This is a genomic window from Mesorhizobium sp. M1E.F.Ca.ET.041.01.1.1 (assembly GCF_003997355.1).
Classification (GTDB): Bacteria; Pseudomonadota; Alphaproteobacteria; order Rhizobiales; family Rhizobiaceae; genus Mesorhizobium.
In genome coordinates this window covers 1-11,229 of record NZ_RZSL01000161.1, presented here as the reverse complement: position 1 = coordinate 11,229, position 11,229 = coordinate 1, and the positions used below count along the sequence as shown (strand labels likewise).

9 protein-coding genes and 2 pseudogenes are annotated in these 11,229 nt (G+C 65.2%); 9 read left to right on the top strand and 2 right to left on the bottom strand.

All coding sequences use genetic code 11. The features are described 5' to 3' along the window. Positions 1-1,220: pseudogene (gene hrpB, locus EOA38_RS15540) on the bottom strand (ATP-dependent helicase HrpB); the annotation flags it as partial. A gap of 52 nt (positions 1,221-1,272) precedes the next feature. Continuing rightward, positions 1,273-2,163, bottom strand: coding sequence for a DMT family transporter (locus tag EOA38_RS15535; protein WP_127299611.1), 891 nt, complete (start codon positions 2,161-2,163; stop codon positions 1,273-1,275). A gap of 23 nt (positions 2,164-2,186) precedes the next feature. Between EOA38_RS15535 and EOA38_RS15530 the strand changes: the two genes are divergently transcribed. From EOA38_RS15530 to dhaL, 9 genes and pseudogenes are all read left to right on the top strand, one after another. After that, positions 2,187-2,876: a PIG-L deacetylase family protein gene (locus EOA38_RS15530; RefSeq protein WP_127299610.1), complete on the top strand. Its 690-nt coding sequence runs from the start codon at positions 2,187-2,189 to the stop codon at positions 2,874-2,876. Between the two features lie 242 nt (positions 2,877-3,118). Further along, positions 3,119-4,450: an ABC transporter substrate-binding protein gene (locus EOA38_RS15525; protein ID WP_126090526.1), complete on the top strand. Its 1,332-nt coding sequence runs from the start codon at positions 3,119-3,121 to the stop codon at positions 4,448-4,450. A gap of 85 nt (positions 4,451-4,535) precedes the next feature. Continuing rightward, positions 4,536-5,504, top strand: a complete 969-nt coding sequence (locus tag EOA38_RS15520; RefSeq protein ID WP_189350405.1) for a sugar ABC transporter permease — start codon at positions 4,536-4,538, stop codon at positions 5,502-5,504. Further along, positions 5,501-6,451, top strand: coding sequence for a carbohydrate ABC transporter permease (locus EOA38_RS15515; RefSeq protein WP_127299609.1), 951 nt, complete (start codon positions 5,501-5,503; stop codon positions 6,449-6,451). Before EOA38_RS15520 ends, EOA38_RS15515 begins: the two co-directional genes overlap by 4 nt. 217 nt (positions 6,452-6,668) lie before the next feature. Then, complete coding sequence (locus EOA38_RS15510; protein ID WP_127299608.1) at positions 6,669-6,872, top strand: hypothetical protein; 204 nt, start codon at positions 6,669-6,671, stop codon at positions 6,870-6,872. A gap of 2 nt (positions 6,873-6,874) precedes the next feature. Further along, positions 6,875-7,981 carry an ABC transporter ATP-binding protein gene (locus EOA38_RS15505; protein ID WP_127299607.1) on the top strand — a complete coding sequence of 369 codons (1,107 nt, stop codon included), beginning with the start codon at positions 6,875-6,877 and terminating at the stop codon, positions 7,979-7,981. Then, a pseudogene (locus EOA38_RS15500) lies at positions 7,974-8,989 on the top strand (ABC transporter ATP-binding protein). Before EOA38_RS15505 ends, EOA38_RS15500 begins: the two are co-directional and overlap by 8 nt. Before the next feature lie 53 nt (positions 8,990-9,042). Further along, positions 9,043-10,683, top strand: coding sequence for a dihydroxyacetone kinase subunit DhaK (locus EOA38_RS15495; RefSeq protein WP_127299606.1), 1,641 nt, complete (start codon positions 9,043-9,045; stop codon positions 10,681-10,683). Between the two features lie 10 nt (positions 10,684-10,693). After that, on the top strand, positions 10,694-11,229 hold a 536-nt coding region (dhaL, locus tag EOA38_RS15490), incomplete at its 3' end, for a dihydroxyacetone kinase subunit DhaL (protein ID WP_127299605.1).

The window sequence follows — 11,229 nt, the reverse complement described above, 5'->3', positions numbered from 1 at the left end:
GTCATCTATGGCGTGCAGCGCCTTAAGCAGAACCCTCGCCTCGTTGAGCGCGGGCGCCGGCGGCGGGTCGAGAAAGGCCAGGCTCGACGGATCGGCAACGCCGAAGGCGGCGCAGTCTAGCAGCAGGCCGGAAAGGTCGGCCTCGAGGATTTCCGGCGGCGTGAAGGCAGGAAGCGCAGCCGTCTGCTCGGCGCGCCACAGCCGGATGGCGACGCCGGGTTGGGTGCGGCCGGCGCGGCCGGCACGCTGGTCGGCGGAAGCCTTGCTGACGCGCACCGTCTCCAGCCTGGTCAGGCCGCTGGCCGGCTCGTAGCGCGGCAGACGCGACAGGCCGGAATCGATGACGACACGCACGCCGTCGATGGTGATCGAGGTCTCGGCGATCGAGGTCGCCAGCACCACCTTGCGGCGGCCGACTGGGGCCGGCTTGATCGCGGCGTCCTGCGTTCTGTTGTCGAGCTGACCGTAGAGCGGGACGATATCGGTGTCGGCCGCGACATTGCCCAGAAGCCGCTCGGCCGTGCGCTCGATCTCGCGCTGTCCAGGCAGGAAGGCGAGCACGCTGCCTGCTCGGAGGCGAGAGTGGAACGGACCGCCTTGGCCATCGCGTCCTCGATGGCCACGCCGGCCGGCCGCTCGTCGTAGCTGATCTCGATGGGATAAGCGCGGCCTTCGCTTTCGATCACCGGCGCTCCGGCCAGGAGTTTTGCGACGCGCGCGCCGTCGAGCGTCGCCGACATGACCAGCAGGCGCAGATCGGGCCGCAGCGCGCCCTGCACATCGAGCGCCAGCGCGAGGCCGAAATCGCCGTCGAGCGAGCGTTCATGGAATTCGTCGAAGATCAGCGCCGAAACGCCCGGCAGTTCCGGATCGTCTAGGATCATGCGGGAGAGCACGCCCTCGGTGACGACAAGGACTTTTGTCCGCGCCGAGGTGCGGTTCTCCATGCGCATCGCATAACCGACGGTGCCGCCAGGCTCCTCGCCGAGCAGCTCGGCCATGCGGCGGGCGGCGGCGCGGGCCGCCAGCCGGCGCGGCTCGAGCAGCACGATCTTGCCGTCCCCTAGCCAAGGCGCGTCGAGCAGCGCCAGCGGCACCAGCGTGGTCTTGCCGGCGCCGGGGGGCGCCACCAGCACGGCGCCGTTGCGCTCGGCGAGCGCGGCGCCCAGCGCCGGCAGCACGGCGGATACCGGGAGTTCCGGCAGCGATCCTGTCTTCATGCCGCCCGCATATCAGCGGCCGTACACGGTACGCAACCAGTCCTGGAATTGCTCAGAGCCTTGTGCGCGTAAAAGGGTTCCAGCGCACGGTGCCCAGCCGCACCTCCTCGCGCACCATGGTGAGCAGGCCGGAGGCGCCAAGCACAGCAAGGCCGACCAGCGTCAGCATGTCGGGATATTCGTGGAAGAACAGCGAGCCCAGGATCACCGCCCAGACAATCTGCGAATAATGCGTCGGCGCGATCCGGTTGGCCGGCGCGTATTTGGCCGCCAGAAGCTGCAGAAGCTGGCCGCAGGCGGTGAACGCCCCGGCCATGATCAGCCAGACCAACTGCTTGGCGTCCGGCACGGTGAACGACGTCGCCGCGGCGCCAAGGCCGTTGAAGACGAGGCCGTAGCCGATCAGCACGCCAAGCATCGTCGTACGCTTTTCCTGCTGCGCCAGCGAGCGCATCAGGATGACGCTGGTCGCGGCGAGGAATGCGATGGCGAAGGCCGCGAGGTGGCCTAGATGCAACTCGCAGAAGCCCGGCCGTACAACCAGCATGACGCCGGCAAAGCCGGCAACCACCGCCAGCCACCGCCAGGGGCCGACCCTCTCCTTCAGGATGACGGTGGAGAGGATGGTGACGAACAGCGGCGCCAGGAAGATCAACGCGTAGACTTCGGCCAGCGGAATGGTGGTGAAAGCATAGACGCTGAGCACGCCCGAAGCGATGCCCGCCCAGGCACGGGCCTGCACGGCCCATGGGCGTTTGGTGCGCCAGAAGTCACGCCACCGGTCATCGGCGGGACGGGTGAAGAACAGGAAACAGCCGGCAAACAAGGTTACGAAGAAGCCGATCTCGAAGACCGTGAACTGCCCGCCCAGGCTCTTGATGACGGCGTCGCTGCACGAATAGCTTGCATAGGCGATCAGAGCGAGCAGAATTCCGTTCGGCACGTTTCATTTCCGGGAGAAAAAGAGTGAAGATACTGGCGCTGGGGGCGCATCCCGACGACATCGAGATCTTCATGTTCGGTACGATGGCCGCCTATGCCGCGCTAGGCGCAGAGCTCACTTTTGCGATAGCCACGGACGGCGCCAAGGGCGGCAAGGGCGATCCGGCGATGCTCGTTCGCGCGCGCCGCGAGGAGGCGACCAGAGCGGCCGGCCTGCTCGGCGTCACGCCGCGGTTCCTTGACTTCCCCGACGGTGCACTGGTTGCTGATGCCGCGCTCATTGCGGCGTTGAAGGCGCTGATCGGCGAAGTGAAGCCCGATCTCGCGATCACCCACGCGCCCAACGACTATCATGGCGACCATCGCGCGCTGTCGGACGGCGTGCGCGTCGCGGCCTCCTTCGCGGTGCCGATATTGCATGCCGATACGCTCGGCGGCACCGGTTTTTCGCCGACGCATTACGTCGACATCTCCGCCCATTGGGACGTCAAGGCGCAAGCGATCCGCGCGCATCGCTCGCAGGATCCAGAGCGTTTCGTCGCGGGTGCGCGCACACAGAACGAATTCCGTGCCGGCCAGTGCAACGGCGCGCACGGCGCGCTGGCCGAGGCCTTCCGCGTCGAGCCAGTCTTCCCGTTCGCCGACATACGCGAATTGCTGCCGCCGGCACCTCCGATCCGGCCGGTGACGGTCAGCACGAAGAGCGCCAAGTAGCCGGCTGACGACGATCCGGTCGGAGCGACCGGCAGTTATTTCCCAACGATTTCAAGCACCGTTTTCATCATGCTGCGGCGCAGCAACGAATTCGCTTGCCTTGTTTAGTAAAAAGAGCATCACTAAACAAATTACTAAACATCGGCAGCGCATTGCGCGTCATGTTTGGCCCCTCGGAGGAGCGAGGGTTGAGGGCTTTTGAAACCGTCATCCGGACGCGTTTCGCAAATGGGAGGTAAGGCATGAAATCGACCTGGAAACTGGCGTTGGGACTAACCTCGGCGGCACTCGCGTCGACAGCCGTCTCGAACGCCGCGCATGCGGAAGACCTGACGCTTTGCTGGGCCGCCTGGGACCCGGCCAACGCGCTCGTGGAGCTGTCCAAGGATTTTACCAAGGAGACCGGCATCGGCATGAAGTTCGAATTCGTGCCGTGGACCAACTATGCCGACCGCTTCCTCAACGAGCTGAACTCGCACGGCAAGCTCTGCGACCTGATCATCGGCGACAGCCAGTGGATCGGCGGCGCCGCCGAGAACGGCCACTACGTCAAGCTGAACGACTTCTTCGACAAGGAGAAGATCAGCATGGACGACTTCGTGCCGGCGACCGTGGTCGGCTATTCCGAATGGCCGAAGAACACGCCGAACTACTGGGCGCTGCCGGCCATGGGCGACGTGGTCGGCTGGACCTACCGCAAGGACTGGTTCTCGCGGCCCGAGCTGCAGAAGGAGTTCAAGGAAAAGTATGGCTGGGACCTCGCCCCGCCGACGACCTTCGACCAGTTGAAGCAGATCGCCGAATTCTTCCAGAAGCGGCAGATCGACGGCAAGACGGTCTACGGCGCCTCGATCTATACCGAACGCGGCTCCGAAGGCATCACCATGGGCGCCATGGACGTGCTCTACAGCTACGGCTTCCAGTATGAGAACCCGAAGAAGCCCTACGAGATGGACGGCTTCGTCAACTCCGAGAAATCGGTGAAGGGACTGGAATTCTACAAGGCGCTCTACGACTGCTGCACGCCTCCTGGTTCCTCCAATGCCTACATGGGCGAAGGCGTCGACGCCTTCAAATCCGGACAGGTGGCGATGCATATGAACTTCGCCTTCACCTGGCCCGGCCTGCAGAAGGACGAGAATGTCGGCGGCGACAAGATCGGTTACTTCGTCAACCCTAAAGGTCCCGACGGCGACCAGTTCGCCCAGCTCGGCGGCCAGGGCATTTCGGTGGTCTCATACTCCGACAAGCAGGAATCGGCCCTGAAATACATCAAGTGGTTCGCCAACAAGGACGTGCAGGCCAAGTGGTGGTCGCTCGGCGGCTATTCCTGCCTGAACTCCGTCGTCAAGGACCCGAAGTTCCCGTCCAGCCAGCCCTATGCGCAGGCCTTCCTCGACTCGATGGCCGTCGTGAAGGACTTCTGGGCCGAGCCGAGCTACGCGCCGCTGCTGCAGGCCTCGCAGAAGCGCTTCCACGACTATGTCGTCGCCGGCCAGGGCTCGGCCAAGGACGCGCTGGACGGTCTCGTCAAGGACTGGACGCAGGTCTTCCAGGACGACGGCAAGATGTAAGGCTCCTCCCGAGCTTGATCGAGGCGTCCCGTGCCGCCCTTGGCACGGGACGCAGTTCAGATAAATTCCATTGTCGAGACTTGACGTGACCGAAGCAGGACTAACCATGCTCAATCGGACTGCGGACAATGTTGCCCGGGCCACGCCCGAGCCGTTGGCCAAGAGGATCCGGGGCATCAGCGACAAGGGCCTCGCCTGGCTGTTCATCTCGCCGACGATCCTTTTGTTGCTCGCCATCAACATCTTCCCGCTGTTCTGGGCGATCTATCTCTCCTTCACCAACTACCGCGCCAACCGCCCCAACGAGGCGGTGAAGAATCTCGGGCTCGCCAACTACCGGCGCATCCTCGGCGACCAGGACATCTGGATCGCCATGCAGACGACGGCGCATTTCGTGTTCTGGACCATCCTTCTGCAGACGGTGATCGGCTTTACGCTGGCCTGGCTGATCGACAGGAAATTCCGCGGCCACGCCTTCTGGACGACGATCATCCTGGTGCCGATGATGCTGTCGCCGGCGGTGGTCGGAAATTTCTGGCGCTTCCTCTACGAGCCGCAGATCGGGCTGTTCGCCTATGCGGTTTCGTTCCTAACAGGCATCCCGCCGACGAATGTGCAGATGCTGTCCAATGTCGAGTTGGCGCCGTGGGCGATCATCATCGTCGATACCTGGATGTGGACGCCCTACGTGATGCTGATCTGCCTCGCGGGCCTGCGCTCGATCCCCGAATATATCTATGAGGCGGCCGAGGTCGACCGCGCGTCCAACTGGCGGCAGTTCTGGTCGATCACGCTGCCGATGGCGCTGCCCTTCATCATGCTTGCAGTGCTGTTCCGCGGCATCGAGAACTTCAAGATGTTCGACATGGTGAACCTCCTGACCGGCGGCGGTCCGGGCTCGACCACCGAGGTCGCCTCGATCACGCTGAAGCGGCAGGCCTTCGAGAGCTGGCGCACCGGCTATTCCTCGGCCTTCGCCATCATCCTCTTCGTCGCCGTGTTTGGCCTCGCCAACATCTACGTCAAGGCGCTCAACAAGGTGAAGCAGAGATGAGCCTGACCACCGCCCATTCCGTCGTAGCGCCGTCGTCTAACGCGAAGCGGATCGCCGGCGCGTTCGTCGTCGGCTATGCGCTGATCTCGATCGTGCCGCTCTTGTGGATCTTCGCCACCAGCTTCAAGACGCCACCGGATTCGATCGCCTACCCGCCGAAGATCGTGTTCCAGCCCAGCATCGAGGGTTATTGCAACCTGTTCACCACCCGCACCAGGCAGACGCCGGAATATATCAACGCGCTCGGGCCGGCGACCGGCTTCTGCGACGAGACGGTGCGCAAGCGCAACATGGTCATCGCCGGGCCGTCGAACTTCCTGCCGCGCTTCGTCAACTCGCTGATCATCGCCTTCGGCTCGACCTTCTGCGCGGTGTTCCTCGGCACGCTGTCGGCCTATGGCTTCTCGCGCTTCAAGGTGCCTTTAGCCGACGACCTTTTGTTCTTCATCCTGTCGACGCGCTTCATGCCGCCGATCGCGGTGGCGATCCCGATCTACCTGATGTACCGCGAGATCGGCCTTTCCGACACCGCGCTCGGCATGATCCTGCTCTACACCGCGGTCAATGTCTCTTTAGCCGTCTGGCTGCTCAAGGGCTTCATCGACGAGATCCCGCGCGAATACGAGGAAGCGGCGATGATCGACGGCTACACAAGGCTGCAGGCCTTCTGGCGCACCGTGCTGCCGCAGGCGACCACCGGCATTGCCGCGACCGCCATCTTCTGCCTGATCTTCGCCTGGAACGAATATGCGTTCGCCGCGCTTCTGACCTCCGGCACAGCGCAGACCGCGCCGCCCTTCATCCCGACCATCATCGGCGAAGGCGGCCAGGACTGGCCGGCGGTGGCCGCCGGCACGACGATCTTCCTGGTGCCGATCCTCGTCTTCACCATCCTGCTCCGCAAGCAACTCTTGCGCGGCATCACCTTCGGCGCGGTGCGCAAATGATAGATGTGGGACAAAGTCGACCCCCACTCCGTCGAGCTTCGCTCGACACCTCTCCCCCGATCGACGGGGGAGAGGAAGGGCGCGAACTTCATTCAGCCTGGCTCCCTTCCGCTCCCTCCGGAGGGGGGAGAGGTGGCGCTGCGAAGCAGCGACGGAGTGGGGGAACCACCTGGCAACCATCTCTCCCCATAAACGGGGAGAAGGACGGGAGGAACGCATGAGCCGCACTGTTGTCTCAAAGCGCTCATCTTGGCCCCGCTGGGCAAGGCGCGGGCTGATGGAAAACATCGCGACGGCGCTGATCGCCATCGGCTTCCTGATGCTGTTCCAGCCCTTCGCGCTGTCGCTCTACAGCTATTCCTTCATCACCATGCTCGCCGGCACCGCCATGTTCATCATCGTTTCGAAATTCCCGGAATAGCCATGGCCGAGATCCGTGTTCAGAATCTGAGGAAAGCCTTCGGCGCGTTCGTCGCCGTGCAGGATTCCAACTTCGTCGTCGAGGACGGCGAGTTCTTCGTCATGCTCGGGCCGTCGGGCTGCGGCAAGACGACGACGCTGAGGATGATCGCCGGCCTCGAGCTGCCGACCGGCGGCAAGATCCTGCTCGGCGGCGAGGATGTCACCATGCGCCGCGCCCGCGAGCGCGACATCGCTTTCGTCTTCCAGCTCTTCGCGCTTTATCCGCATATGAATGTGCGCAAGAACATCGGCTTTCCGCTCTTGGCGCAAGGCATGGCGTCGGCCGAGATCCGCGCCCGCGTCGAGGAAACGGCGAAGCTCCTGCGCATCGACCACTTGCTCGACAAGTCCGTCTCCGGCCTCGCCGGCGGCGACCGCCAGCGCGTCGCGCTTGGCCGCGCCATCGTGCGGCGTCCGAAATGTTTTCTCATGGACGAGCCGCTCGGCACGCTCGATACCGAATTCCGCGATTTGATGGTCCATGAGCTGCGCGAGCTGCACAACCGCATTCACGCCACCACGGTCTATGTCACGCACGACCAGATGGAAGCGATGTCGATGGCCGACAAAATAGCGGTGATGAACCACGGCGTGATCGAACAGTTCGGCAGCCCACGCGAAATCTACGACCGGCCGGCGACGATGTTCGTCGCCGACTTCATCGGCTCGCCGCCGATGAATTTCTTGCGTTTCGGCGGCGGGCTCGCCAGGGGCGCGAAGGAGATCGTCGTGCAGGGCGCCAAGGTGGCGGTGCCGGAGGTGCGCGAGGACGTGGCGCCCGCCGACATGGCGCTCGGCATCCGGCCCGAGCACATACGCTTCGACGATTCCTCCAAGCTGCGCGGCGCGATCTATGGCACCGAATATCTCGGCACCACGCAGATCGTCGCGGTGGAGACGGCCGACGGCGTCATCAAGGCCCGGGTGCCGGCCGGCATCCATCTCACCCCCGGCGAGCAGGTCGGGCTGGCGTTGAGCAGCGCGCGGCTGTCGCTGTTCGAGAAAGGCACTGGACGCGCGGTGAAGACCGCCATGCATGATCAGGCAGCGGAGGCGCGTCATGGCTGACGTCCACGTCCATCGGGTGACCAAGAGCTTCGGCGAGACAGTCGCCGTCAGCGATCTCGACCTTCAGATCAAGGACGGCGAATTCGTCGTGCTGCTCGGCCCGACCGGCGCCGGCAAGACGACGACGCTCAGGCTGATCGCCGGGCTGGAGCGGCCTGACAGCGGCACGATCCGCATTGGCGGGCACGACGCGACGACGCTGTCGCCGGCCGAGCGCGACACCGCGTTCGTCTTCCAGCAATATTCGCTCTACCCGCATCTTTCGGTCTTCGACAATCTCGCCTTCCCGCTGCGCTCGCCGGCGCGGCGCTTTCCCGAAGAGGCGATCCGCCGCCGCGTCGAGGAAGTAGCGCGAATGGTGCGCATCGACCACAAGCTCCAGAATCGCTCGACCAGACTGTCGGGCGGCGAGATGCAGCGCGTCGCCATCGGCCGCGCGCTGGTGCGCAAGCCCGCGATCTACCTGATGGACGAGCCGCTGTCCTCGCTCGATGCCAAGCTGCGCGCCGATCTCAGGCTCGAGCTGAAGCGCATCCAATCCGAGCTCGGCGCCACCATGCTCTATGTCACGCACGACCAGATCGAGGCGATGACCATGGCCGACCGTATCGGCATCCTGGCCGATGGTGTGCTGGTGCAGATCGGCACGCCGCGCGCGATCTATTCGGAGCCGGCAAACCTTCATGTCGCGGCCCGTCTCGGCCAGCCGGCGATCAACCTGTTGCCGGCCGGGCTGCTGCCGGAAGGCGGCGCGCCGACCGGCACGACGACCATCGGCGCACGCACCGAGCATCTGTCGATCGAGAAGGCGGCGAATGGACATGCCGATGGCGTCGTCGACTGGGTCGAGCATCTCGGCGACCAGAACCATCTGCATGTGACGGTCGGGCCTAGGAAGCTTAGGTGACGCTGACCGATCCCGACACGCCACTCGAAAAGGGGGACAGAGTGACGATCCGCTATCGCTCGCCGCTTTATTTCGGCTCGGACGGGCAAAGGCTGATGTAGCCGGCGAACACACACCTTTTTGACGACCCGCAGATACGGACTGGACTGAATCCATGAAGCACTTTTTCAACCGCAAGGACTCGATCGTCACCGAAGCGCTGGACGGGTTTCTCGCCACTGCCGGCTCCGGCACGCTGGCGCGCCTCGACGGCTATCCGGAGATCAAGGTCGTGCTGCGCGCCGACTGGGACAAGACGAAGGTCGCCGTCGTTTCCGGCGGCGGCGCAGGGCACGAGCCCTCGCATGCGGGCTTCGTCGGCGCCGGCATGCTGACGGCCGCCGTCTCGGGCGAGATCTTCGCTTCGCCCAGCGTCGAGGCCGTGCTGGCGGCGATCCGCGCCACGACCGGACCGGCCGGCTGCCTGCTGATCGTCAAGAACTACACCGGCGACCGCCTCAATTTCGGCCTCGCCGCCGAGAAGGCGCGCGCCGAAGGTTTTGCGGTCGAGATGGTGATCGTCGGTGACGACATCGCGCTCCCCGATATCGCGCAGCCGCGCGGCGTCGCCGGCACGCTGTTCGTGCATAAGATCGCCGGGCATCTCGCCGAAACCGGTCATGACCTGGCGTCGGTTGCTGCCGCGGCGCGCGCGGCGGCGAAAGACATTGTTTCGCTGGGCATCTCGCTCTCCTCCTGCTCGATCCCCGGACAGGCGCATGAAGACCGCTTCGGCGACGACGACGGCGAGCTCGGCCTCGGCATCCACGGCGAGCCTGGCGTCGAGCGCATCGCCCTGGAGGCTGCCAGCAAGCTGGTCGCCATCATGGCGGAACGCCTCGCGGCGCGGCTCGATCCGCACAGCCGTTACGCCCTGCTGATCAACAATCTCGGATCGGTGCCGCCGCTCGAAATGTCGCTGATCGCGAATGCCGTGCTGTCTTCGTCGCTGGCAAAGGCGGTGGCGCTGACGATCGGGCCTGGGCACCTGATGACCGCGCTCAACATGAACGGCTTTTCGCTGTCACTGATCAGGCTGGACGCGGACCGCGAGGCGGCGCTGCTGGCGCCCGTCGGCCCGCATGCCTGGTTGCCGGCAAAGCCGGTTCGCCAACCGGTCGTCTTGGCGGTCGCCAAGTCTGCCGGCCGCGATGCCGCCATGACGGCCAGCCGCGATCCCGGCGTCGAGCGGCTGATCACCGCGATCTGCGAGAAGCTGATCTCGCTCGAAGAACCCCTGAACAGCCTCGACGCCAAGGCGGGCGACGGCGACACAGGGTCGACGGTAGCAACCGGCGCGCGCAGCGTGCTCGACCGCGCCGACACGCTTCCGCTCGCCGACCGGGGCGCAACTCTCGCCACAATCGGCGATATATTGGGCACCTCGATGGGCGGTTCGAGCGGCGTGCTGTTGTCGATCTTCTTCACCGCGGCGGCGCAGTCGCTCAAGGGCGGAGCCCCGCTCGGCAAGGCGTTGCTCGCAGGCCTCGACCGGATGACTTTCTACGGCGGCGCGAAGGTCGGCGACCGCACCATGGTCGATGCGCTGGAGCCGGCGCTGAAAGCGCTCGACGCAAGCGGGTTGGAAGCGGCCGCGTCGGCCGCGCGGCACGGCGCGGAGGCGACCGCCGCGATGCAGAGGGCGAAGGCCGGCCGCTCCGCCTATATCGGCCGGCAGCTTGACATCGCGGACCCGGGCGCTTTTGCAGTCGCCGAAGTGTTCGCGGCCGTGGCGGCCATGTTCGCCCCGGCATGAAGGACAGAGAATGGCCGCTTCCGATTTCTCCAGACTGATCGCGGCGGCGACGGATACGGTCGCGGCGCATGCCGACGAGTTGACAGCGCTCGATCAGGCGATCGGCGACGGTGACCATGGGCTCAATATGAGGCGCGGCTTCGAGGCCGTGCGCGCCGAGGCGGAGGCAATCGCTGCGAAACCGCTGCCGGATGCACTGAAGGCGGTCGGCACCAAGCTGGTGATGACCGTCGGCGGCGCCTCGGGTCCGCTGTTCGGCACGCTGTTCATGGCGCTCGGCAAGGAACTGCCCGCGGTACCCGACCGCGCCGCGCTGACGGCGGCATTCGGCAAGGCGGTCGAAGCGGTCGCCGCGCGCGGCAAATCGCAGCCCGGACAAAAAACCATGCTCGACGTGCTGCAGCCGGTGTATGAGGCGCTGGCGCAAGGCAAAACTGCCACGGAAATCGCCGATACCGCCGATCGGGCGGCTGACGCCACCGTGCCGATGAAGGCCCTGCGCGGGCGCGCCTCCTTCCTGGGAGAGCGCTCGATAGGGCATATGGA